Consider the following 22789-nt stretch of genomic DNA (forward strand, 5'->3'; position numbering starts at 1 on the left):
CAGCACCGAGGGCAGCCCGCAGCCCGAGCCCGAACTGCTCCCCGCGCCCGGACGCGCCGCGCTCAGCGGGCGCGGAAATGATTTCGCAACAAAAAGGTGGTTGTCTAGTGTCCATGTCTGACCTATTCCTGGATTACTCGGTGGCCGCCGAACGCACCGGCGCCTACGACGAGATGTTTACCCCCGGGCAACAGCCCCGGCAGTCGTACGGGCAGGTTGCCGGCGCCCTGCGGGAACTTTCGCTGGCCGATGTCACTGCCCGGGCAGATTCCATGGCGCGGACCTTCCTGGACCGCGGTGTTACGTTCGACTTTGCGGGGGAGGAACGGCCCTTTCCGCTGGACATCGTGCCGCGGGTGATCCCGGCCGATGAGTGGACCGTGCTGGAGAAGGGTGTGGCGCAGCGCGTCCGGGCCCTCGAAGCGTTCCTCAACGACGTCTACGACAAGATGACGGTAGTGGCCGACGGCGTCATCCCGCGCCAGCTCGTCACAACCAGCGCACACTTCCACCGCCAGGTGCACGGCTTTGAACCGGCCGGCGGTGTCCGTGTCCATGTCTCCGGCATCGACGTGGTCCGCGACGCCGCAGGAACTTTCCGGGTCCTGGAGGACAACGTCCGCGTCCCCTCGGGGGTCAGCTACGTCCTGGAGAACCGCCGCGCCATGGCCAAAGGCCTGCCGGAGGCCTTTGGCCAGCAGCTCATCCGGCCGGTCGAGGAGTACCCGCGGCGGCTGCTCTCCGCCCTGCGCAAGACGGCACCGTCCGGCGTCGATGACCCGACAGTCGTCGTCTTGACCCCCGGCGTCTTTAACAGTGCCTACTTCGAACACACCCTGCTCGCCGGCCTGATGGGCGTCGAACTCGTCGAGGGCCGGGACCTGATCTGCCGCGGCAACCGCGTCTACATGCGCACTACCGCCGGCGAGCAGCGCGTGGACGTGATCTACAAGCGCATCGATGACGAGTTCCTGGACCCGCTGCAGTTCCGCGCCGACTCGATGCTCGGCTGTCCGGGCCTGGTCAACGCCGCACGGGCCGGCGGCGTGACAATTGCCAACGCCGTGGGTAACGGCGTCGCCGACGACAAGCTGGTCTACAGCTACGTCCCGGACCTGATCCGCTATTACCTCAGCGAAGAACCCGTGATCGCCAATGTGGACACCTTCCGGCTGGAGGAGAAAGCGGCCCGCGAGGAGGTCCTTGACCGGCTGGCCGAACTCGTAGTCAAGCCCGTGGACGGCTCCGGCGGCAAGGGACTGGTGATCGGTCCGGATGCTTCCCGGGAGGAACTTGAGGCCCTGCGCAAACGCGTTATCGCGGACCCCAGGGGATGGATCGCGCAGCCGGTCCTGCAGTTGTCCACCGTTCCCACGCTCAGCGGCGACAAGTTCGGCCCGCGGCACGTGGACCTCCGTCCCTTCGCCGTCAACGACGGCGACGACGTCTGGGTGCTGCCCGGCGGCCTGACCCGGGTGGCACTGAAGGAGGGCTCCCTGATTGTGAACTCCAGCCAGGGCGGCGGTTCCAAGGACACCTGGGTGCTGGCGGATTCCCCCGCAGTGCCGGTGGAGACCCTCCCGCGTCCGGCCATCGAGGTCCGCGAGCGGGTCTCGGTCTGGCCGGTAGAGAGCAACTGGCGCGACAGCCAGAAGGAGCAGCAGCAATGACCAGAGGCACCATGTCGATCGCTTTTCCGCTGACCCGTCCTTTTTATGTTTCCGATGCGCCGGAGGTAACCGCCCATGCTTAGCCGTATCGCCGAGTCACTGTTTTGGATCGGCCGCTATGTGGAACGGGCCGACGGAACCGCGCGGATCCTGGACGTCCACCTGGAGCGCCTGAATCACCTGCCGATGGAGGAACAGCGCAGCGTCGCGCAGGAGCTCCTTGCCGTGATGGGCGCCCGGGCACAGAGTGAGGACTTCGGCCTCCCCGAACTGCTCAACGCCCTCGCGTACGACAAACAAAGTGCCACGTCGATTGCCGGTTCACTCGGTGCGGCGCGGGAAAACGCCCGTCGGGCCCGGGAAACGGTGTCCTCAGGCCTCTGGGAAAGCCTCAACACGACCTACTACGGGCTCAACCAGCACCGCAAGGACGTTGTGGGCACCTACCGCTTTTGCAACTGGGTGCTGGAGCGGACCGCCATGGTCAGCGGACTCGCGGACACCACGGTCAGCCACGACGAGAGCTGGCAGTTCCTGGTCCTGGGCCGCTCGCTGGAACGCGCGGACATGACAGCGCGGATGCTCTCCACCCGGGACGTCCTTTCGGCCGGCATGTCCTGGGTGAACATGCTCCGCTGCGCCGGTGCCTACGAATCCTTCCTGCGGACCCGCCGGGCGGCTTTCGGCGATCAGCATGCCGCCGAGTTCCTGCTCTTGGACCGGCTGTTCCCCCGGTCCATCGTCTATGCGCTGCGGGACGCGGATGAGTGCCTCGCCATGCTGGACCCTTCGGCCCAGCGCGTTGGCTTTATCAACGACGCCCGCCGGATCGTGGGGCAGGCCCGGACGTTCCTGGAGTTCCACCGGACCGACGACCTGATGTCCGAACTTCCGGAGCACATGGAGCGCGTCCAGAAGGCCGTCTCGCAGGCCTCGGACGCCATTTCCCGTAAGTACTTCAATCAGGCAGACGAACTGGCCTGGGTGGGAGAAGTTTCATGACCCGGCTGAGCATCATCCACAAGACCGCGTACAAGTACAACAAGCGCGTTACGCTCTCGTACAACGAAGCCCGCATGACCCCGCTGACGGACCCCCAACAGGTGGTGCTGGAGTCCTCGCTGAAGGTTTCACCGTCACAGGCGGCCCTGAGCAGTTACCGCGACTACTGGGGCACCCGGGTGACCGCCTTTGACATGCAGATGCCGCACGAGCACCTGGAGGTCCTGTCCACCACAACCGTGGAGGTACACCGGGCGGAGCGGGTCCCGGCGGAGGCGGACATTGTGGGCTGGGAGGTTCTTGGCGCCGCGGAAGCGCTCAACAAGTTCAGCGACTGGATTCCGCAGTCCCAGCTCACCGGCCCGGGCGCCGAAGTGCTCGGGATCATCCCCGGCGTGGTGGGGGACCGCAATCCGCACGAGGCGGCGATGGCTGTCTTTGGCTGGATGCGCGGGGAAATGACCTACATGAAGGGCACCACCGGAGTCACCACAAACGCCGAGGAAGCCTGGGGCCAGCGCCAGGGCGTCTGCCAGGACCTGGCGCACCTTGCCATCGGCGCGCTGCGCAGCCGGGGGATCCCTGCCCGCTACGTGTCCGGTTACCTCCACCCGCGCTCGACGGCGGAACTCGGCGAGCCGGTGGCCGGGCAGTCGCACGCTTGGCTGGAGTGGTGGGACGGTGAATGGCGCAGTTGGGACCCCACCAACCACAAACCGGCGGGCGACCTCCATGTCACAGTGGCGAGGGGCCGTGACTACCGCGATGTGGCACCGCTTAAGGGCATCCTGTCCGGCGGCGGAGGCTCAGCACTCAATGTCAGCGTCGAAATCACCCGGCTGGCCTGATTCCCGGCACCCCACCCGGTTGCCCTCTCAGTTGCGGCTGCTCCGGTAGCCCCGGGGTCAGCACAGCCGACGGGCATCCCTGGGGAGGGGCTATTCGAGTCCGGAGCGGGTGGCGTCATCCAGTGGTGTCCACCAGGTCAGGGGCGGAACCACTTTAAACCGGCGTCCGGTCACCGAGTCAGGGGTGATCCGGACAAAGTGTTCCTTTTTGCCCGCTTGCCAGGGGAACAGGAGCAGCCCCACGGTGTCCAGAACCTCCTCCACGTTCTGCACCGGGGCCGCCTGGCCCTTGATCACCACGCTCCACGCGATGCCGCTGTCGGCGTCCACCCCATCTGCCTCCACCGCCACCGGTGTGTCGCCGGTGGCAGCCTGCAGCTTGGTGCCGTCAGCCGTGCGGAAGACCAGGGTACCGTGGTCCACCTTGTAATTAATCGGGAATATGTCGGGATGGCCATCCACCCAGACGGCCAGCCTGCCAACGGTCACGCCGCGTAGCAGCCGCCAGCATTCGTGGTGGTCCAGGTTCTCAACTTCGTGTGCCTGCTGTGTTTTTTCCGGCTTCGGGTCAGTACTCATGTCAGCGACCCTACGTCAGCTACTGGGCGGCCGATAGGGCAAAAGGTCACAATCCGAAGCTCCGTCGTTGGGCTCCGAGGGCCGATGCGCCAGCATCAGGGTAGTCTGGCATCACCGTCGCCAGCGCGGACGACAGTTGTGTTCGTTGTATCGAATTGGGGCCATGAGCATGCATTCAGCAGGGAATCGTCCGGACCAGACCACCGCCGAGCCAGAGCCCATGATTGACGATACGTTCAAGGGGTTCGTTTCCCGGGCAGAGGAACTGCTCCAGTCCCAGGAACGGATGGCCGGCCTATTGGAGGCCGTTGTCGCTATTGCCGAGGACCTCAGCCTGGACGCCGTCCTGGAAAGGGTCGTCCAGTCCGCCTGCCGCTTGCTCCGGGCCCGCTTTGGGGCCCTGGGAGTCATCGGCGATGACCGGGCCCTCAGCCACTTCATCACTGTCGGCATCGACGAAGAACTGGCCCACCGGATCGGACCCCTTCCTACCGGGCACGGGGTCCTGGGCCTGCTGATTTCCGATCCCCGCCCGCTCCGCCTTCATGACCTGCGCAGCCATCCTGAATCCTATGGATTCCCGGCGGACCATCCGCCCATGAAGTCCTTCCTCGGCGTCCCGGTGCGGGTTCGGGACGTCGTTTTCGGCAACCTCTATCTGACCGAAAAGGAGGACGGCAGCGACTTCACGGCAGAAGACGAGGGTCTCGCCGTCGCTTTGGCGGCCGCCGCGGGGGTTGCCATTGAGAACGCCCGGCTCTACGACGACGCCCGGCGCCGGGCCCGCTGGCTGGAAGCCTGCATGGACGTCTCGGGGCTGATGCTCAGCAATGACCGCGACTACACCTTCGGCGGATTGGACCCCATCGCAAGCCGGGCCCTCCAGGAGTCCGGCTCGCAGCTCGCAATGCTGGTGGCACCCGCTGCAGGCGGCCGAGGATATCTTGTCGCCGGGGTGGCAGGAGCAAAAAGTGCGCAGTTCTCCGGCCGGGCGCTCACACTGGATTTGCCTTTGCTGGAAAGTGTCCTCGACGGCGGCGAGCCTGTTGTGCTCGCTGACGCCTCCGCCCTGTTCGGCGGGATCGACGGCGGCATCACCGGCCCGCTGCTGGCGGTGGCGCTGAGCACCCAGGGCGCCCATCACGGACTCCTGATCCTGGTCCGGGACACCGATTCGCTGCAGTACGCCAGGACCGACATCGAGATGGGCGCCGTCTTCGGCTCCCACGTCGCCCTCGCCCTCGAACTGGCCCGCGTGCACCGGCTCCGGGAAGAACTGCTGGTATTCACGGACCGGGAACGCATCGCCCGGGACCTGCACGACCTGGTGATCCAGCGCTTGTTCGCGGCCGGACTGAGCGTCCAGAGCCTGACCCGCTTTACCAAGGACGAACTCGCGACCGATCGGATCCGCACCATCACCGGGGAACTTGACGAAGCGATCCGCAGCCTGCGGGACACGATCTATTTGCTCAAGAGCAGCAGCAGCGAAACCGAGTTGCTGAGCGGACGGATCCGCCGGGTGGCACGCAGCTCGGCGAAGTCCATGCCGTTCGCACCCAGCCTGACCATCACCGGACCGGTGGACGCCGTCACCCCTGACAAAGCGGACAATGTTGTGGCTGTGGTGTCGGAGGGCCTCAGCAACGCACTTCGGCATTCCGGCGCCGACGCCATCTCCGTGTCGGTAGGTGTGGTCAAAGGCAGGGTGACAGTGGTCATCACGGACAACGGAGCAGGCTTCACCGAACCCGGAAAACGCCGGGGTTTGGCCAACCTTGAGGACCGTGCCCGGATGCTGGACGGCAGCTGCACCATCACGAGCGCTCCGGACGCCGGCACCAGCCTTGAATGGTCCGTGCCGCTATAGCAGTAGCCGTCGCGGGCAGTGATCGCGGTTCGAGGCCCGCCGGCTAACGGACGCTGTGGGGTCGATGTGCTTCCGCGTGGCTTCCTTGCGGTGCCGGCGACGCGGGGCTCGCGATAAACACCGCAGCCTGCGTCCGCCGTTCAAAGCCCAGCTTGGCCAGCAGTGACGAAACGTAGTTTTTGACGGTCTTCTCGGCGAGGAACATCTCCGCTGCAATCTGGCGGTTGGTGAGCCCACCGCCCACCAGCTCCAGTACCCGCCGCTCCTGCGGCGTCAGGGAGGCAGTCCTGGGGTCCACATCTTCGGCCGCCACCAAGCTGTCCACGATTCCGGCGGCGACGCCCTCCGCGAAGAGGGACTCGCCGGCAGCAGCCCGGCGCAGCGCCCCGATCAGGTCAGTGCCACCGATCTCCTTTAGGACATAGCCGCTCGCGCCCGCCAGAACCGCTCCGCGCAGTGCTTGCTCGTCGTCGTAGCTCGTCAGAATAATGCAGTTCAGCGACGGGTCCACCGAACGTACGTCGCGGCAGACCTCAATTCCGGTCCCGTCCGGCAGACGGGCGTCCAGGACGCAGACGTCAGGATGGAGGGCCGGAATGCGCCGGGTCGCCTCGACGGCGGAACCCGAGCTGCCCACCACCAGGAAGCCCTCACCCTCGAGGAGCTCCTGGAGCCCGCGCCGGACGAGTTCGTGGTCATCAAGGATAAAGACCCGGATAACGGCCGGTGCCCCGTCGGCTGCAGTGAGACCTGCGTCTGCCCAGGCAATCATGATTCTCCTGTCCGGCGGCTTATGCTGCCGTGTATGGTGCGGATACTCCGAGGCCCGCTCCGACGATTATGCCGGCGCGGGATTCCCAGACTCCCCATTGTCCGCTCCGGCCGCCGGTTCCGTTCCCAACGACTGCCATTCTTCTCCGTGTCCCGGGACCGGACAAGGGTCCTAGGTCCCGCAGGGACAGTTCCGGCGTGTGTTGCCCATGCCTTTTGGCCCTAGGCGCTGCTGCGGCCAGCAGGTCATGGTAGGCAGGACGTGCCAGTTGTATACCGAAGGGATCTGCCATGACCGAAGCCACCAAAGTCCGGACCATTGTGGTGGGAGTCGACGGTTCCGATGCATCGGTTGAAGCCCTGCGCCAGGCCCAGAGCCTCGCCGCAGCGCTCTCCGCGACGGTTGTGGCGCTGGCCTGCTGGGACGTCCCCCCGGTCTACGACGGATATGTCGCCATGGGCATCGACGACTTCGATGTCCGCGCCGATGAAATCCTGCAGGAAGCCGTGGAGAAGGCGTTCGGGGCGGACGTCCCCGCCAACCTCGAAACCCGACTCGTCCAGGGCCACCCCCGCCATACCCTGCTTGAGGCCAGCCGGAGCGCCGAACTGCTGGTGGTAGGGCGCCGGGGCCATGGCGGCTTCGGCGGACTGCTCATCGGTTCGGTCAGCTCCGCCCTGGTGGCACACGCCCACTGCCCGGTGCTGGTGGTCCATTCCCCGGAACCCAAAGCTGCGAGGTAGCGCCCGCAGGCTCCAGCCCGGTGGCAGCTACTCGAAAGCTACTCGAAAGAGGCCCGGCGGGGATCAGAGAGGCGGGTGTTCCACAGATCCGGGTTCCTCACTGTGAACCGGCGACCCGTCAAGGCCTTGGGGGAGAGCCGCACATAGTAGCCCTTGTCGCCCGGCTGCCACGGCTCAAGGAGGCGGGCGTCGACGGCGTCCTTGTCCTCTTGGCTCTCAATCAGCTGCGCCTCGCCGCGGGCAACAACACTCCACGCCTGCTGTTCGTGGGCGTCGTAGCCATCGATCTCAAAGGCGATCGGCTTCGCCGTCATAGCCGCCCAGAGTTTGGTGCCACCGGCGGTGCGAAAGACGATCGAGCGGCGGTCCAGCGCAAAGTTCACCGGAAATATCTCCGGGTGCCCATCCACAATCAGGGCGATCCGCCCCACCACTTCCGTGTCCAGCAGGACCCAGCACTGGTCAATGGACAGCCCGAATTCGGGCGCGGGCGTCGTCTCTGTATTCATGTGCACCAACGTTACGGGCACTGCCGGGAACCCATTAGGGCCATAGGGCCCGGACCCTCCCGGCACCGGCGTGAAACCAGCCCGCGCTCACCACGGACTAGGCTTGTAGTCCTTCAGGAAGACGCCGAACTGGTCCTCGCCGGACTCGCCCACCACAATCGGGTCGTAGACCCGGGCGGCCCCGTCGACCAGATCCAGGGGAGCGTGGAAACCCTCCTCCATCAGGCGGACCTTGGTGTAGTGCGGGCGCTCATCGGTGATCCAGCCGGTATCGACGGCGGTCATCAGGATGCCGTCCGCGTCCAGCATCTCCTGGGCGCTGGTCCGTGTCATCATGTTCAGCGCCGCTTTGGCCATATTGGTGTGCGGGTGGCCGGGGCCCTTGTAGGCTCGGGCGAACTGGCCCTCCATGGCACTGACATTGACGATGTACTTCCGCCGGGCGGTTGAGCGTTTCATCGCCCCTCGAAGCCTGCTAACCAGCAGGAACGGCGCGGTGACGTTGCACAACTGGACCTCCAGCATTTCCAGGGGATCCACCTCGTCCAGCACCTGGGTCCAGCTGTTGATACTGGCCAGGTCCGGGACCAGGCCGCCGGCGTCGATGGCGGTGCCGGAAGCGATGCGCTCCAAGGATGCGGAACCCGCGGACAACGCCAGCGAGGTGATGGCGTCTCCAGCCAGCACCGGGTGATCCAGGACGGTGCTGGCGAGGGCCAGCGGGTGCTTGTCGTGGGCGTGGCCGAAGGTGACTAGTTCCGGGCCGCCATTGGCCGCCTGGAGCGCCGCGGGGAGGGGTTCATCCTCGGCGTCGACGAGCGGCTGATAGGCATTGCCGGAGCGCCGGACGGTTTGGGCTGCGTTGTTGATAATGATGTCCAGCGGACCCGCCGCCTCGAGCGAATCGGTCAGTGCCATCACCTGGGAGGGGTCGCGGAGGTCAATCCCAACGATCCTGAGCCGGTGCAGCCATTCGCTGCTGTCTTCCATCGCGGCAAAGCGGCGGGCAGCGTCCTTGGGGAAACGGGTGGTGATGGTGGTGTGGGCGCCGTCGCGGAGCAACCGCAGCGCAATGTACATACCAATCTTCGCCCGGCCGCCGGTCAGCAGGGCTGCGCGTCCGGTCAGGTCGGTCCGTGCGTCCCGCTTACTGTGGCTGAAGGCGGCGCAATCAGGGCACAGCTGGTGGTAGAAAGCATCCACCTGGGTGTAATGCTGCTTGCAGATATAGCAGGGCCTGGATTTGATCAAGTGCCCGGCAATCTCGCCGGTGGCCGAGGGCGCGAGTTTGTTACCGCGGGTTTCGTCGTCGATCCGGTCCGGGGCCGCCGTAGCGGTCTGTGCGATCACGGCACGGTCCGCTTCGGCGATCATGTCCCGCTTACTGACCCGGCGGTGCCGCTTCACGGCCTTGAACATCTTCCCGGTGGCGCGGCGCACCGAGACGTAGTCCGGGTGCGCCTCGTCGTAGACGTGGATGCTGTTCAGGACCTTTAGGCAGGCCCGGATTTCCTCGGGAGTCAGATCGGACGGCACATCGGGAGAGCTCATTGCCCCAATTTTACAGCCTGACGGGAGCCCGGACCGACGCCGGTACCGGGCTCCCGGCGCAGCAGCGCCGGATCAGTGGGCTTCGGTCGGCTGTGGAGCAGCCACGCCCACCGCGGCAGCCTGCACTTCGGCTACCTTGTGCACGGATTCACGAAGCGCGGGCCAGTTTTCCGTGGCAGCCTTGACTGCGTTCGGCACCAGGATCAGGTTGGCGGCGGCCAGGGCGCGTTCAGCTTCGCCGGGTTCGGGAACATGCTGGCCCTTCGACAGGACAGTGATGCCGGAGTCTGTGACTTTGAATCCGCGGGCCCGGTCCAGATCGTGGTCGAGGCCGATCGCGGCACCCGCCGGGACCTTGACGTTTTTGTCGATGATGGCGCGCTTGACGACTGCGCCGGAGCCAATGGTGACCTTATCCATCAGCACCGAGTCGAGGACCCGGCTGGAGGTGCCGACGTAGACGTCGTTGGAGAGAACTGAGCCCTCCACGATGCCGCCGGAAATCACGGTGCCGCTGGCAACGATGGAATCCATCGCTGTGCCGACAGTGTTTTTCTGGCCGCGGACGAACTTGGCCGGCGGGGAAATGCTTTGCCGCGTGTAGATCGGCCATTCGGAGTTGTACAGGTTGAATACCGGAACGGGAGAGATAAGGTCCATGTGCGCATCGTAAAACGAGTCGATGGTGCCCACGTCGCGCCAGTAGGTGCGGTCGCGTTCCGTGGAGCCCGGGATCTCATTCAGGGTGAAGTCGTAGACGCCGGCTTCGCCCTGGTCAACGAAGTAGGGAATGATGTCCCCGCCCATGTCGTGTTTGGTATCAAGTCGCTCGGCATCGAGGTGCAGGGCCTCGACCAGGGCGTCGGTGCTGAACACGTAGTTGCCCATGGAGGCGAGGAACTGGGTGGGGTCGGCGGCGAGCCCCGGGGTGGTGGCGGGCTTCTCGACGAACGCGGCAATCTTCCCCGGATTATCCGGGTCCACTTCGATCACACCGAACTGGTCGGCCATGTGCAGCGGCTGTCGTACGGCGGCCACTGTGGCCTTGGCGCCGCTGGCGACGTGCTGGTCGACCATTTGCCCGAAGTCCATCCGGTATACGTGGTCTGCACCGACGACGACGACGATGTCGGGATTGGCATCCTGAATGAGGTTCAACGACTGGTAGATGGCGTTCGCGCTGCCGAGGAACCAGCTTTTGCCCACTCGCTGCTGCGCCGGGACGGAGGCGATGTAGTTGCCCAGCTGGGTGGACATCCGCCAGGTTTCGGAAATGTGACGGTCCAGGCTGTGCGACTTGTACTGCGTCAGCACAACGATCTGCAGATAGCGGGAATTGACCAGGTTGGATAACGCAAAGTCAATCAGGCGATAACTCCCGGCAAAGGGCACGCCGGGTTTGGCCCGGTCCGCCGTCAATGGCATAAGCCGGTTACCCTCGCCACCGGCAAGGACAATGGCCAAAACTTTCTTATTCGGCATAGTGATCGCTCCTGAACGCCTTTGTACTTCCACAAACAGTCCGGCTCGCCCGAACGTCTTCACACTAGATCAGTTCCACCGTAACGACTACCTTGGAGTTTGTGCGTATAGACATTGTGACCAAAGAATTTCCGCCCGAAATCTATGGCGGCGCCGGGGTCCACGTGGCCGAGCTCAGCCGTGTGCTGGCCCGGCACGTGGATCTGCAGGTTCGCGCCTTCGGCGCGGCCCGTGAACCCGACTATCACGGCGCGAGCGTCACGTCGTACGCCGTGCCCGGGGATCTGGGCACGGCGAACGCTGCGCTGCAGACCCTCGGAGTGGATTTGCGGATTGTGCCGGATATTGCCGGCGCCGACATCGTGCATTCACACACCTGGTATGCCAACATGGCCGGGCACATCGCCTCGTTGTTGCACGGCATTCCACACGTGCTCAGTGCCCACAGTTTGGAGCCACTGCGCCCGTGGAAGGCCGAGCAGCTTGGCGGCGGCTACGCCGTGTCCTCCTGGGTGGAAAAGACTGCCTACGAGGCCGCAGCCGCCATCATCGCAGTCTCCGAGGGCATGCGCCAGGACATTCTGCGCAGCTACCCGGAGGTGGACCCCGCCAAGGTCAAGGTAGTGCACAACGGCATCGATGTGAGCCTCTGGAACCGGGACGAAGGAGAGGACGTCGTCCGCGCCCTGGGGATTGACCCGGCACGGCCGAGCGTAGTCTTCGTCGGCCGCAATACCCGCCAGAAGGGCGTGCCCTACCTGCTTCGCGCGGCCGCCAAACTGCCGGCCGACGTGCAGCTGGTGTTGTGCCTTGGTGCCGCAGACACCCCCGAGCTTGCCGCCGAGACCTCCCGCCTGATCGCGCAGCTGCAGACCCAGCGCAGCGGTGTGATCCTGGTGGAGCGGATGTTGCCCCGCAACGAGCTGATCCAGGTGCTCAGCCACGCCACTGCTTTTGCCTGCCCGTCCATCTATGAGCCCCTTGGCATCGTAAACCTTGAGGCCATGGCTTGCGGTGCCGCCGTGGTGGCCAGTGCCACCGGCGGAATCCCGGAGGTGGTACAGCACGGCGAGACCGGACTGCTGGTGGACATCGAGCAAGTCACGGACGGGACCGGCACTCCGCTGGATCCGGAGAAATTTGTCACCGAATTCGCTGCCGCGCTGACCGAAGTTGTCACCGATCCCGCCCGGGCCCGCGCCATGGGCCAGGCCGGCCGGCGCCGCGCCGAAGAACACTTCTCTTGGGAATCCATCACCGAAACCACTCTTGCGGTCTACCGCTCGGTGCTCCCCACGAACTCCTGACCGCAGGCATCCGGCCACACACCACAACGGCGCCGCCCCCTTGCGGGGGCGGCGCCGTTGTGGTGTTCCGGACCGGGCCGGGACCTTAGGACTTTTTCCCGTGGCCCTTGCGTGCCAAGAGGATCTTCTCGTCCACGGGGGCATCCCCGTTGGCGCGCAGCCTGCGGAAGTACTCGCGGGCCTCATCCTGGCGGACCTTCTCAGCGCCCGTTGCGATCTCAGCGCGGAGGTGTTCCGGCCCGAACCCGAAGGCATCGACCAGGTCCAGGGCATGCGGACGGATCTTCACCAGCAGGCGGTTGATGTAGCCGCCCACGGTCCGGGCGCGCTGCATGGAGAGCCTGCCGTTCATCAGGTACCAGGACAGGTTGTCTTCAATCAGGGCCAGGCCGAAGAGATCGCGCAGCCAGGTCAGGACCTTTCGGGTTCCCGGGTCCGTGACCGTGCCAAGCGCCTCGGTAAAGGCTTCCCACTGCAGCAGCTCGGCGTGCGCCTGGGCGGCTTCGATGAGTTCGTCCTGGTGGCTGTTGAACAGGGCGGCGCCCTGCTGCTGGGGCAGCTTGTTGGCGCCCTTGAGCGCCGCGCCCACCTCGGCAACCATGGTTTGCACCCGGTCGGTCAGCAGTGCGCGCTGGCTGGCTTCGTCCTTAATCGCGATGGCCGCCTTCTGAACCGACCCGGAATCAGCCATAAACTGGGCGACGCCGCGCAGGCCCGTCCGGTGGATGGCGGCCCCCGTGGCCTGGCCCACCACATAGCGGGCGAGCACACCGAAGTTCACGGTGCGGAACTCCTTGGCATAGTCGGCCAGCAGCCGCTTGGCGACCAACTGCAGCAACACCGTGTTATCGCCTTCGAAGGTGGCGTAGACGTCGAGGTCCGCACGCAGCGAGGCAAAGCGGTTCTCGATCAGGAAACCTGCCCCGCCGCAGGCTTCGCGGCATTCCTGCAGGGTGTCAAGGGCGTGCCAGGTGCTGAGCGGCTTAAGCGCCGCCGCGAGGGTCTCCAGATCCTGCCGATCCTCGTCAGTGTCGGCCCGGCCGGAGAAAACGTCGTCGAACTTCTGCAACAGCTGCTCACTGGCGAAACCGGCGGCATACGTGGTGGCCAGACGGGTGAACAGCCGGCGCTGGTGCCGCTGGTAATCGAGCAGTACTTCCTCATCGGTTGGCGAGGAAGCGTTGAACTGGCGGCGTTCTGTGGCGTACTGGATCGCCGTTTTCAAGGCAAGCTTCGACGCGGTCACGGCGGCACCGTCTAGGGAGACCCGGCCCTGGACCAGGGTGCCAAGCATGGTGAAGAAGCGGCGGCCCGGGCTGGCGATGGGCGAGCTGTAGCTGCCATCGGCATCAACGTTGCCGTAGCGGTTCAGCAGGTGGGTGCGCGGGATCCGGACGCTCGTGAAGTGCAGCCTGCCGTTGTCAATGCCGTTGAGTCCACCCTTGACCCCGTCGTCCTCGCCCCCGATGCCGGGCAGGAATTCCCTGGTTTCGGGATCCCGGAGGTTCATGTAGAAGGCGTGCACACCGTGGTTGACGCCCTGCGTCACCAGCTGGGCGAAGACGACGGCGGCGAGTCCGTCGACGGCGGCATTCCCGATGTAGTCCTTCCACGCGGCCCGGAAGGGCGTGTGGACCACAAATTCCGCGGTGTCCGGGTCGTAGGTGGCTGTGGTGGCGATGCTGGCGACGTCCGATCCGTGGCCGGTCTCCGTCATGGCGAAGCAGCCCGGGATGTCAAGGTTCATAATGCCGGGCAGCCACTTCTTGTGGTGCTCCTCGGTGCCGAGGTGGTTGACGGCGGAGCCGAACAGACCCCACTGGACGCCGGCCTTGATCTGCAGCGAAGGGTCCGCGATAACAAGTTCCTGGAACCCGGCGACGTTGCCGCCGTGCTCGTCGGCGCCGCCGACGGCCGCCGGGAAAGCACGGTGTACGGCGCCGTTCTCCACCAGGATCTTCAGCTGGCCGAAGACACGCCGGCGGTGTTCGGTATGGGTAAGCCCCTCCGTCTTGTGCAGTTCGGGGTGCCCTGCGAGCGCCCGTGCGGTCCGGCGGGTGTCGGCCCACTTTCCCAGCAGCAGCTCGCCGAGCAGTTCAACATCGACGACGGGAGCCGCCATCCCGGTTAAGTTCGCCGGCCGGGCGGACTTGCGCTCCGCAGCAGGTCGGGGCGTGGCAGGGACCGCGTGGCGGTCGGCGAGTTCGGTCATGTCGATTCCTTCTTTGGTTCTGACACTTGGGTTCTAACACTTGAATTCTGGAAAAGTCGGTACTGGAACTGGGGCCGGCCGGCTCACGGTGATGCCGGAGCCGCGCCGGCCGGCGCGGACACAGCGGTGGCCGGGCGGAGCTCCGGGGCTATGCCCAGGCACAGCCAGTCGGTGATCTGGCGTGCCATCGCTTCCTGGCCGGGCTTGGCAGGCGTAGCCGGGCTGGCAAGCCATTGCTCACCGGCGTTTCTGACCAGGCCGATCGCGGCGGTCGGCCAGTACCCGAGTACGGCTTCGCGCCCCGTCGAGTCGCCGAGGTGGCTGTGCATGGGCCGGGCGATCATGCCGCTAATGGCCGCAAAAAAGTGGCCCAGGGCGCCGGCTGCGGGGATGCTGGCGCCCCCGGCATCCGCCTCGCCGGGGGTGTAGCGCGTAACGAAGGTGTAGACGGCGGGGCTTGTCTCCGCCATCTGGAGGTAGGCGGAAACCATCGCAAGCAGTCCTTCGCGGGGCGTCTGGGCTCCCTGCGCGGCTTCCTGGATGCGGCGCTGCATCTGGCTCAGAACCACTTCGCCGACGGCCTGCTGCAACCCTGCCTTGTCCCCGAAGTATCGGTAGAAGACTGACTTCGACGTACCGGCCGCGGCGGCAATGTCCTCCATGGAAGCGTCGCTGCCGAGCCTGTGCACTGCCTTGCGGGCAGCTTTGATCAGCTCCCGGCGCCGCTCCTCGCGATGCGGCTGCCAGCGCGAGGCCCGGCCATCCACGCTGCCGCTGCCGGCGGCGTGGGTGCCGGAGGTACTGCCGCCGGGAAGATCAGGCTGGGGAATGTTCACGATACCCAGCGTATCAGGTACGCTGGGTATCGGTAACCCGCTTTGATCAAAGGAGACAGCCCATGACCGTCGACGGACAGTCCACACCCGGACCGCAGGAACCGACTCCCGCAGCCACGGCGCCGGCAGGAGGCACAGCGGGAATCGCCACCGCCCCCGCCGCGCGCACGGCGGCGCCGCAGCTCCGCAAGGCGGTCATCGTGGGCGGAAACCGCATCCCCTTTGCCCGGACCGGTGGCGCGTACACCAAGTCCTCCAACCAGGACATGCTGACGGCGGCGCTGGACGGGCTGATCGCACGGTTCGGCCTCCAGGACGAACGCATCGGTGAGGTAGCTGCCGGAGCCGTACTCAAGCACTCCCGTGATTTCAATCTGACCCGTGAAGCCGTGCTTGGCTCCGCACTGTCCGCAGAGACCCCCGCCTATGACGTGCAGCAGGCCTGCGCCACCGGACTGGAAACGGTCCTCGGCCTGGCCAACAAGATTAAGCTCGGCCAGATCGATTCGGCCATCGCCGGCGGCGTCGACTCCGCCTCTGACGCTCCGATTGCCGTCAGCGAGGGACTGCGCGAAGTGCTTCTTGACCTCAATCGTGCCAAGACGCTGCCCCAGCGCCTGCAGGTCCTGAGCCGGCTCCGGCCCAAGGATCTCACCCCGGACGCCCCCGGCACCGGCGAACCGCGCACCGGCCTGTCCATGGGCGAACACCAGGCGCTCACCACCGCGCAGTGGAAGGTCACACGGGAAGCGCAAGACGAACTGGCTTTTAACAGCCACCGCAACCTGGCCGCTGCCTACGACGCGGGCTTCTTCGATGACCTGCTCACTCCGTATCGCGGCCTTACCCGCGACTCGAATCTGCGCTCCGACACCAGCCTGGCGAAGCTGGCCACGCTCAAACCCGTTTTCGGCAAAAACCTTGGCACAGCGGCAACCATGACGGCCGGCAACTCCACCCCGCTCACTGACGGCGCCTCGACAGTCCTGCTCGCCGCCGAGGAATGGGCCGACGCCCACGACCTGCCCAAGCTGGCTACCGTCGTCGACGGCGAAGCGGCGGCCGTCGACTTTGTGCACGGCAAGGACGGGCTCCTGATGGCGCCGGCCTTCGCCGTTCCCCGCCTGCTGGCCCGTAACGGACTAAGCCTTGCGGACATTGACTTCTTCGAGATCCATGAGGCTTTCGCCGGCACCGTACTGAGCACCCTGGCCGCGTGGGAAGACGAGGAATTCTGCCGTACCCGGCTGGGCCTGGACGGCGCCTTCGGCAGCATTGACCGGTCCAAGCTCAACGTTAACGGATCCTCCCTCGCCGCCGGCCACCCGTTCGCCGCCACCGGCGGACGAATCGTCGCCACGCTCGCGAAGATGCTCCACGCCAGGGGCCCGGTTAATGGCCGTCCCGCCCGCGGACTCATTTCCATCTGCGCCGCCGGCGGCCAGGGCGTCGTCGCTATTCTTGAATCTCACTAGGGGGATCCCATGCCTGATAAATACACCGCACTGGTGAGCCGGGGGCTCGGCCGGGACATCGCGCGCAAACTTGGCCTGCCACAGCCGGTGGTTCTGCGGCGCTACACACCGGGGCAGCCGTTCGTGAGCGGCCCTGTTCTGGTCCAGGGTACCGGCAGCGGAGCAGACGATCTCGCGTCGATCCTGCTGTCCTGGAATCTCGATGTTCGCCGTCACGCGGTTCCCAAGGAGAAGCTTGGCGCCATCATCCTGGTCCTCGATGGGCTGACCCGGCCGGAGGACCTCGAGAAGCCGGTCCTCACGGCAGCCGCCTCGCTCCGGGACCTGGCCGCTCACTCGCGCGTCATCACCGTTTCCCGCACCGCGACCGCCAACGCGGACCCCGCCGCCGCGGCGGCCCGCCAAGGCGTCGACGGTCTCCTGCGCTCGCTTGCGAAGGAGCTCCGTGCCGGTGCAACGGCCAACGGGATCCTGCTGTCCGGGGACGCCCGGACCACCAGCCCCAGCGCCCTCGGCGCGCTCCGGTTCTTCCTCTCCGGCCGTTCGGCGTTCATCGACGGACAGTTTCTGACCGTGAGCAGCACCGAAGGGCAACTGCCGGCCGACGCGGAGAAGCCGCTGGCGGGCAAGGTCGCCGTCGTGACCGGAGCCGCGCGCGGAATCGGCGCTGCGATTGCGCGTACCCTCCACCGTGACGGTGCCACAGTCGTAGCCGTTGATATCCCGGCGGCCGGGGATCACCTCGCAGCAGTCGCCAACGAAGTGCACGGCACGGCGCTGCAGCTGGACATAAGCGGCGCGGACGCCGGTCAGCGCATTATTGACCACGCCGTGGAACGCCACGGGCGGCTGGACATTGTTATCCACAACGCCGGCATCACCCGGGACAAGCTGCTGGCCAACATGGACCAGGGCCGCTGGAACTCCGTCATCGGGGTCAACATCGCCGCGCAGCTGCGGATCAATGCGGCACTGCTCGCCTCCGAACACTTTCGGAGCGCACCGCGGATTGTCTCCGTCGCGTCCACCAGCGGGATTGCCGGCAACCGCGGCCAGACCAACTACGCCGCCTCGAAGGGTGGCGTGATGGGAATGGTCCGGGCGACGGCCCCGCTGATCGGCACGCACGGCGGCTCCATCAACGCCGTTGCTCCTGGTTTTATCGAAACGGAGATGACCGCCAGGATCCCGTTTGCCACCCGCGAGATCGCGCGCAGGCTCAACTCGCTCCAACAGGGCGGCCGGCCGGGCGACGTGGCCGAGGCTATCGCGTTCCTGGCCAGTGACGCGGCCGGCGGCATAACCGGTGAGGTACTGCGCGTCTGCGGGCAGAACCTGGTGGGGGCATGAACCCATCACGGCCGCTCATCCTGGGGGAGTTGCCGTCACTGTCCAAGCTGTACGTCAACGCTGCGGCCACCGCTGCCCGACGACGGGTGTTGGGCACCCATGCCGGCGCCGGACTCCCCGAGACACAGCACGAGGTTCGCGGCGTCACGGCGGCGGTGGAAAACCTCACGGCCTATCAGCACCTGATCGGTGAGACCGCCAGCGACATCCTGCCGGCCGGATTTGTCCACGCGCTGTCCTTCCCGCTGGCAATGAGCGTTATGAACCGGGATGATTTTCCCCTGCCGCTGCTGGGGATGATCCACCTGGAGAACCGGGTAGTGCAATCCGGGCCGTTGCGTTTCACCCAGGCCCTGGACATCCGTTCCTGGGCGGAGAACCTGAGGGGGCACCGCTCAGGGACCCAGCTGGATCTCGTCACCGAGGTGCGCAGCGCGGGGGAGGACGCTGTGAGCTGGCGAGGTGTTTCGACGTACCTGGCGAAAGGGGTGTTCCTGCCGGGAATCGACAAGCCCACGGCCGCTCCGGTTCCGGCCGTTTTTGCGGCACCGAATCCGACCGCGCTATGGCAGCTGGGCGTGGACACGGGACGCGCGTACGCTGCCGTGTCCGGCGACTTCAACCCGATCCACCTGAGCGTCCTCTCGGCCAAGGCCCTGGGGCTGCGCCGGTCGATAGCACACGGCATGTATCTGGCGTCGAGGGCGCTTGCGGACGTGGGCGCCGCGAAGGCCGACGGATTCAGCTGGGAGGTTTCGTTTGAAGCGCCGGTTTTCCTGCCGGCCCGCGTGGCCCTTGAGATCGGGACCGGCCACACCGATGACGGGGCGTGGCGGCGCTCCGACTTCGTCGCCTGGAACCCGCGTACCGGACGCAAACACTTCAGCGGCTCGGTTGCTGCCCTGCCGTAGCGCCGCGGCAACCAGCGACGGCCGCCTTCGCCCCGGTCCGGGGCGAAGGCGGCCGTGCGGGATGCGAATGCCGGACGCTATGCCTGGTTCGCGAAAGCCCTCGCCACACGCAGCATCCGGTGCAGGCTCAAAAGGATCGATTCGACGGCACTGGGGCCCTCAGTTTGCACGTCCTCGGCGCCGAGGCGCGCCGTCAGGGACTTGACGGCGGCGTCGGCTTCTTCACTTAGTTCCGACTGGCGTTCCGGTTCCTCCTCCTGGAGTGCGCGCAGCACGTCGCCGACCGCAAACATGGCGTCGGCGAGTGGTGCTGCGTATTCATCCGGCACCACAAAGGGCGTGTCCGTGGCCCAAATGACATCCGAGAGCACCTGCGTCACGTCCTGGACGTGGAAGGTCACCCGCTCCAGGTCCCTCAGGTTGCGGTAGTCCCGCTCGATATCCCGCGGATGGAGCCTGCGCCTCGGGTTGGCGCGCCGGCTTGCATCGGCCTTCTCCACGGCCAGCCGAACGGAGCGGACGGACGCTTCAAGGGTGTCGGACTGCCGGGACCACTCTTTGTGCTCCGGCGGCCAACTCTCCTTTAATGCCTTTGCCATGTCGCTGAGCTGACTGGCGAGTGCCAGCCGGAGTTCGGCAATACTAAGCTCAGCGGCGCGGAAGTGCAGCGGCGGGAAGACCAGCAGGTTCACCAGGATGCCCACGCTGACCCCGGCTCCCATCTGGAGGAGATACCCGAAGGAGAACTGGTCCGGGTCGTGGCCGCCGACCAGCAGGACAAGCAGCGCGGCCGTCGGAATCCAGTCCCGGCCAGCGCCGAGCTTCGGCAGCCCCGCCAAAACAACGCCGAGGGCCATCACCAAAGCGACTGTCAGCGGCGTGGGACTGCCGCGCAGGAACAGCACAAAGGCCAAGCCAATGCCGATGGCAAGCCCCACCAGCGTCTGCACACCTTGCCGCATGGAGCCCGCAACGTTTTCATACATCACCACCAGGGCTCCCAGCGGCGCGTAATAGGGGTAATTGGCGGCCGAGCCCGGCATCAGGGGAGCTATGGCGAACGCAATGCCCGCGGCGAGTCCGGCTTTTACCGCCAGCTGCAATCGGGGCCACAGCAGCACAACGGAAGCGTTGCTGGCCACTACCCCCCAAGACCGCCGGAACAGCGAGGGGCGCCCGGCCTGGGTGGCCTCTTCTGTAGTTGTCATCAGAACCCACCCTAGGGCGGTGGTATTGCTGCTACAACTGGAAGAACGCTGAGCCGGCCAAGCAGCTCACCCCTGGTGCTGTCGGGAGCGTTGCTCTCCCGTCAGCAGCCCGCGCCCTCAGCCGGCCCCGTGGCCGGGGGCCACTTCTTCCCCTGCCCGGACCGGGCCCGGAGGTGTTCCATCCCCGAAGGGCCGGCCGCCGAGGGCTTCGCGGCCGTGTGCGCTCAGCCAGTTGCCCAGCGCGGGGCCCATCGGCACGATCCCGGTGGGGTTGATGTCCTCATGGACGATGTAGTAGTGCTGCTTGATCTGCACGAAGTCGGTGGTGTCGCCAAAGCCGGGGGTCTGGAACAAGTCCCTTGCATATCCCCAGAGCGCCGGCATCTCGCTGAGTTTTTGCCGGTTGCACTTGAAATGCCCGTGGTAGACGGCATCGAACCGCGCCAGTGTTGTGAAGAGCCGGACGTCGGCCTCGGTGATGGTGTCTCCAACGAGGTACCGCTGGCCCGTCAAGCGTTCCTCCAGCCAGTCCAGCGCCGTCCAGAGCCGGTCGTATGCAGCATCATAGGCCCGCTGGGAGCCGGCGAAGCCACAGCGGTAGACGCCGTTATTGACCTCGGTGAAGACCCGCCTGTTGACCGCGTCGATTTCGCCGCGGAGGGCCTGCGGGTACAGCTCGGGGGCACCGGGGCGGTGGTAACCGGCCCACTCGGTGGAGAAGTCCAGGGTGATTTGCGGGAAGTCGTTTGTGACCACCTCGCCGCTGCCGACGTCGATAATCGCCGGGACGGTGATGCCCCGGGGGTACTCCGGAAACCGGCGAAAGTACGCCTCCTGGATCCGTTCCATGCCCAGGACCGGATCCTTGCCGCCGGGGTCAAGGTCAAAAGTCCACGAGCGCGCGTCATGGGTTGGTCCGGGCTGGCCGAGGGAGATGACATCCTCAAGGCCCAGGAGCCGGCGCACGATCACGGTACGGTTGGCCCAGGGGCACGCTCGGGCCGCTATCAGCCGGTACCGTCCGGGTTCCACCGGCCAGCCTGGCTCCCCCTTCAGGCCCGGGGCGCCGTCGCGGGTAATCCGGTCCTCGATGTAGTTGGTGTCGCGGGTGAACTCCCCGCCGCCGGTGACGTAGGCACCCTTAGTGCTGAATGCCGGGTCATCAGTATGCTTCATATTCATGGTCCCAGCCTATGCCCCAAGTCCGGGAAGCCGGCCGAGCCCGGCAGCATGGCCCCGACCAGCACGTCGAACACCTGTAACATCGGCTGCCAGGCCACCCACCAGGCGGCCCCGACGACGGCGGCGAAGAGCACGATCCACAGCCCCGCAGGAACACGCGTGGCCCGGGCCAGCAGGTACGCGTCCGAGGATGCGAGCCGGTCCCGGTGCCGCAGGTGCACATTGGCCAGCTTCCCAAGGTCGCGGACGGCGGCGACCAGCAGCGCCAGGCCGAGCACGATCACCACGTGTCCGTTGAATTCGGGCGGGACGAAGAGCACCAGCAGCACGGCGGCAAGGACAGCGGCCGCGGTGATGAGCAGTCCGACCCCGTTGCGGATGAACAGGAATGAGGCCAGCAGCACAAGGGTTCCTACCGACATCGCCGCCGGACCCCAGCCGTTGAAACCGCACCAGACCATGGCTGCACCGACGACGGCCGGCACCGGGTAGCCCCAGAACGTCGACCAGACGGCTGCCAGCGGGCGGCGGCTGTAGGTGGTGGTGGTGCCCGAGTGGTCCAGGCTCAGCCGGATTCCACCGAGCCGCTGGCCGGTCATCAGCGCAGCGAAAGCATGGCCGAGTTCGTGGGTCACGGTGGCCAGCAAGCCGAAATACCGCCAGGTCACCCGTGGCAGGGACAGCGCAACAGCGAGCAGGACCACCAGCGCCAGTTCAATGCCGGTGACGTGGGGCAGGGGGGAGTGGGTGAACCCTGCCAGGATCCGGCTCCACCAGGTCTCGGCGGCGTTGGTCATGGCTTCGGTTGTCCTGTTCTTCCGGCCCGGCCCGCAGGACCTGCACTGTGGCGGATGCAGAACGGAGTCCACGCCCTGGCCTCCAGCCGGGCCTCTGCGATCTGTTCACCACACACCGCACAGACGCCGTACGTGCCTGCCTCAATCCGTTCCAGGGCCGCTTCAATGTGCGCGAGCCCCTGCCGGCTCTGTTCCAGCAGGGCCGACGCCTGCGAGAGCTCAAACGCGATCGTGGCACCTTCCGGATCGTGCTCGTCGTCGACGTTGGAGTCCTGACGGGCGGCATTGACCGAGCTGATGTCCTTGCTGAGTGCGGGGAGGAGGGCAAGTTTCCGGCGGCGCTCCTCCTGAAGAAGCACCCGGAATCGTTCGACGTCGATCATAGGACGCAACGCTAGCTTGGAGGTGAGCCCTGCACCTAAAGCCGGCGGGCCAGCATAGCTAGCCGGAACCGCCGGGCAGAACTTGCTTCCCTCGGGACGGGA

At 66.2% G+C, this 22789-nt stretch carries 20 protein-coding genes; 9 read left to right on the forward strand and 11 right to left on the reverse strand.

The annotated features are described in order from the left end of the window. Positions 1-113: 113 nt before the first annotated feature. The 3 genes from ABIB49_RS10495 to ABIB49_RS10505 all read left to right on the forward strand — a co-directional run bounded on the left by ABIB49_RS10495 (position 114) and on the right by ABIB49_RS10505 (position 3520). Positions 114-1670 (forward strand): circularly permuted type 2 ATP-grasp protein, encoded by a 1557-nt coding sequence (locus ABIB49_RS10495; RefSeq protein WP_226775878.1) that lies wholly within the window; start codon positions 114-116, stop codon positions 1668-1670. A gap of 75 nt (positions 1671-1745) precedes the next feature. Beyond that, a complete protein-coding gene (locus ABIB49_RS10500) occupies positions 1746-2672 on the forward strand; it encodes an alpha-E domain-containing protein (protein ID WP_226762129.1) in 927 nt (308 codons plus the stop codon). After that, positions 2669-3520 carry a transglutaminase family protein gene (locus ABIB49_RS10505; RefSeq protein ID WP_226775877.1) on the forward strand — a complete coding sequence of 284 codons (852 nt, stop codon included), beginning with the start codon at positions 2669-2671 and terminating at the stop codon, positions 3518-3520. The genes ABIB49_RS10500 and ABIB49_RS10505 overlap by 4 nt, the downstream gene beginning before the upstream one ends. A gap of 90 nt (positions 3521-3610) precedes the next feature. Here ABIB49_RS10505 and ABIB49_RS10510 read toward each other — a convergent pair whose 3' ends face one another. After that, positions 3611-4099 (reverse strand): pyridoxamine 5'-phosphate oxidase family protein, encoded by a 489-nt coding sequence (locus ABIB49_RS10510; RefSeq protein WP_226775876.1) that lies wholly within the window; start codon positions 4097-4099, stop codon positions 3611-3613. Between the two features lie 169 nt (positions 4100-4268). On the opposite strand from ABIB49_RS10510, the gene ABIB49_RS10515 reads away from it, so the two are divergent. Continuing rightward, complete coding sequence (locus ABIB49_RS10515) at positions 4269-5969, forward strand: GAF domain-containing sensor histidine kinase (RefSeq protein ID WP_226775887.1); 1701 nt, start codon at positions 4269-4271, stop codon at positions 5967-5969. A gap of 43 nt (positions 5970-6012) precedes the next feature. On the opposite strand, the gene ABIB49_RS10520 is transcribed toward ABIB49_RS10515, so the two are convergent. Further along, positions 6013-6741 carry a response regulator gene (locus ABIB49_RS10520; RefSeq protein ID WP_226775875.1) on the reverse strand — a complete coding sequence of 243 codons (729 nt, stop codon included), beginning with the start codon at positions 6739-6741 and terminating at the stop codon, positions 6013-6015. Between the two features lie 290 nt (positions 6742-7031). Between ABIB49_RS10520 and ABIB49_RS10525 the strand changes: the two genes are divergently transcribed. Beyond that, positions 7032-7484, forward strand: coding sequence for a universal stress protein (locus tag ABIB49_RS10525; RefSeq protein ID WP_226775874.1), 453 nt, complete (start codon positions 7032-7034; stop codon positions 7482-7484). A 38-nt stretch (positions 7485-7522) separates the two neighbouring features. Here ABIB49_RS10525 and ABIB49_RS10530 read toward each other — a convergent pair whose 3' ends face one another. The 3 genes from ABIB49_RS10530 to glgC form a co-directional block, all read right to left on the reverse strand. Next, on the reverse strand, positions 7523-7993 hold the full coding sequence (locus ABIB49_RS10530) for a pyridoxamine 5'-phosphate oxidase family protein (protein WP_226775873.1): 471 nt from the start codon (positions 7991-7993) through the stop codon (positions 7523-7525). A gap of 87 nt (positions 7994-8080) precedes the next feature. After that, positions 8081-9544, reverse strand: a complete 1464-nt coding sequence (locus ABIB49_RS10535) for an SDR family NAD(P)-dependent oxidoreductase (protein WP_283479638.1) — start codon at positions 9542-9544, stop codon at positions 8081-8083. A gap of 72 nt (positions 9545-9616) precedes the next feature. Further along, on the reverse strand, positions 9617-11032 hold the full coding sequence (glgC, locus tag ABIB49_RS10540; RefSeq protein ID WP_226775886.1) for a glucose-1-phosphate adenylyltransferase: 1416 nt from the start codon (positions 11030-11032) through the stop codon (positions 9617-9619). A 95-nt stretch (positions 11033-11127) separates the two neighbouring features. Between glgC and glgA the strand changes: the two genes are divergently transcribed. Next, a complete protein-coding gene (glgA, locus tag ABIB49_RS10545; RefSeq protein ID WP_226775871.1) occupies positions 11128-12333 on the forward strand; it encodes a glycogen synthase in 1206 nt (401 codons plus the stop codon). An 85-nt stretch (positions 12334-12418) separates the two neighbouring features. On the opposite strand, the gene ABIB49_RS10550 is transcribed toward glgA, so the two are convergent. Together ABIB49_RS10550 and ABIB49_RS10555 are read right to left on the reverse strand one after the other, a co-directional pair. Further along, positions 12419-14545 carry an acyl-CoA dehydrogenase family protein gene (locus ABIB49_RS10550; RefSeq protein WP_226775870.1) on the reverse strand — a complete coding sequence of 709 codons (2127 nt, stop codon included), beginning with the start codon at positions 14543-14545 and terminating at the stop codon, positions 12419-12421. Positions 14546-14628: 83 nt separating this feature from the next. Beyond that, entirely contained in the window at positions 14629-15375 is a 747-nt protein-coding gene (locus ABIB49_RS10555) for a TetR/AcrR family transcriptional regulator (RefSeq protein WP_226775885.1), read from the reverse strand. A gap of 68 nt (positions 15376-15443) precedes the next feature. Here ABIB49_RS10555 and ABIB49_RS10560 point away from each other — a divergent pair, with 68 nt between their 5' ends. The 3 genes from ABIB49_RS10560 to ABIB49_RS10570 are packed head-to-tail and all read left to right on the forward strand — an operon-like array spanning position 15444 to position 19117. Further along, positions 15444-16856 carry an acetyl-CoA C-acetyltransferase gene (locus tag ABIB49_RS10560; RefSeq protein ID WP_282359929.1) on the forward strand — a complete coding sequence of 471 codons (1413 nt, stop codon included), beginning with the start codon at positions 15444-15446 and terminating at the stop codon, positions 16854-16856. Between the two features lie 9 nt (positions 16857-16865). Next, positions 16866-18206: a 3-oxoacyl-ACP reductase gene (locus ABIB49_RS10565; protein WP_282359928.1), complete on the forward strand. Its 1341-nt coding sequence runs from the start codon at positions 16866-16868 to the stop codon at positions 18204-18206. Beyond that, a complete protein-coding gene (locus ABIB49_RS10570) occupies positions 18203-19117 on the forward strand; it encodes a MaoC family dehydratase (protein ID WP_226775867.1) in 915 nt (304 codons plus the stop codon). The genes ABIB49_RS10565 and ABIB49_RS10570 overlap by 4 nt, the downstream gene beginning before the upstream one ends. A gap of 77 nt (positions 19118-19194) precedes the next feature. On the opposite strand, the gene ABIB49_RS10575 is transcribed toward ABIB49_RS10570, so the two are convergent. From ABIB49_RS10575 to ABIB49_RS10590, 4 genes are all read right to left on the reverse strand, one after another. Beyond that, complete coding sequence (locus ABIB49_RS10575; protein WP_226775866.1) at positions 19195-20325, reverse strand: FUSC family protein; 1131 nt, start codon at positions 20323-20325, stop codon at positions 19195-19197. 117 nt (positions 20326-20442) lie between these two features. Beyond that, a complete protein-coding gene (locus ABIB49_RS10580) occupies positions 20443-21507 on the reverse strand; it encodes a glutathione S-transferase family protein (RefSeq protein ID WP_226775865.1) in 1065 nt (354 codons plus the stop codon). Continuing rightward, positions 21504-22304, reverse strand: a complete 801-nt coding sequence (locus tag ABIB49_RS10585; RefSeq protein WP_283479635.1) for a M50 family metallopeptidase — start codon at positions 22302-22304, stop codon at positions 21504-21506. Before ABIB49_RS10585 ends, ABIB49_RS10580 begins: the two co-directional genes overlap by 4 nt. Beyond that, positions 22301-22687, reverse strand: coding sequence for a TraR/DksA family transcriptional regulator (locus ABIB49_RS10590; protein ID WP_253032769.1), 387 nt, complete (start codon positions 22685-22687; stop codon positions 22301-22303). The genes ABIB49_RS10585 and ABIB49_RS10590 overlap by 4 nt, the downstream gene beginning before the upstream one ends. Positions 22688-22789 lie beyond the last annotated feature (102 nt).

Source organism: Arthrobacter sp. UYCu512, assembly GCF_040547075.1.
Taxonomy (GTDB): Bacteria; Actinomycetota; Actinomycetes; order Actinomycetales; family Micrococcaceae; genus Arthrobacter.

Coding starts and splice junctions, on each gene's coding strand:
- ABIB49_RS10495 (WP_226775878.1), top strand. CDS start 114: ATGTCTGACCTATTCCTGGATTACTCGGTGGCCGCCGAACGCACCGGC.
- ABIB49_RS10500 (WP_226762129.1), top strand. CDS start 1,746: ATGCTTAGCCGTATCGCCGAGTCACTGTTTTGGATCGGCCGCTATGTG.
- ABIB49_RS10505 (WP_226775877.1), top strand. CDS start 2,669: ATGACCCGGCTGAGCATCATCCACAAGACCGCGTACAAGTACAACAAG.
- ABIB49_RS10510 (WP_226775876.1), bottom strand. CDS start 4,099: ATGAGTACTGACCCGAAGCCGGAAAAAACACAGCAGGCACACGAAGTT.
- ABIB49_RS10515 (WP_226775887.1), top strand. CDS start 4,269: ATGCATTCAGCAGGGAATCGTCCGGACCAGACCACCGCCGAGCCAGAG.
- ABIB49_RS10520 (WP_226775875.1), bottom strand. CDS start 6,741: ATGATTGCCTGGGCAGACGCAGGTCTCACTGCAGCCGACGGGGCACCG.
- ABIB49_RS10525 (WP_226775874.1), top strand. CDS start 7,032: ATGACCGAAGCCACCAAAGTCCGGACCATTGTGGTGGGAGTCGACGGT.
- ABIB49_RS10530 (WP_226775873.1), bottom strand. CDS start 7,993: ATGAATACAGAGACGACGCCCGCGCCCGAATTCGGGCTGTCCATTGAC.
- ABIB49_RS10535 (WP_283479638.1), bottom strand. CDS start 9,544: ATGAGCTCTCCCGATGTGCCGTCCGATCTGACTCCCGAGGAAATCCGG.
- ABIB49_RS10550 (WP_226775870.1), bottom strand. CDS start 14,545: ATGACCGAACTCGCCGACCGCCACGCGGTCCCTGCCACGCCCCGACCT.
- ABIB49_RS10560 (WP_282359929.1), top strand. CDS start 15,444: ATGACCGTCGACGGACAGTCCACACCCGGACCGCAGGAACCGACTCCC.
- ABIB49_RS10565 (WP_282359928.1), top strand. CDS start 16,866: ATGCCTGATAAATACACCGCACTGGTGAGCCGGGGGCTCGGCCGGGAC.
- ABIB49_RS10570 (WP_226775867.1), top strand. CDS start 18,203: ATGAACCCATCACGGCCGCTCATCCTGGGGGAGTTGCCGTCACTGTCC.
- ABIB49_RS10575 (WP_226775866.1), bottom strand. CDS start 20,325: ATGACAACTACAGAAGAGGCCACCCAGGCCGGGCGCCCCTCGCTGTTC.
- ABIB49_RS10580 (WP_226775865.1), bottom strand. CDS start 21,507: ATGAATATGAAGCATACTGATGACCCGGCATTCAGCACTAAGGGTGCC.
- ABIB49_RS10585 (WP_283479635.1), bottom strand. CDS start 22,304: ATGACCAACGCCGCCGAGACCTGGTGGAGCCGGATCCTGGCAGGGTTC.
- ABIB49_RS10590 (WP_253032769.1), bottom strand. CDS start 22,687: ATGATCGACGTCGAACGATTCCGGGTGCTTCTTCAGGAGGAGCGCCGC.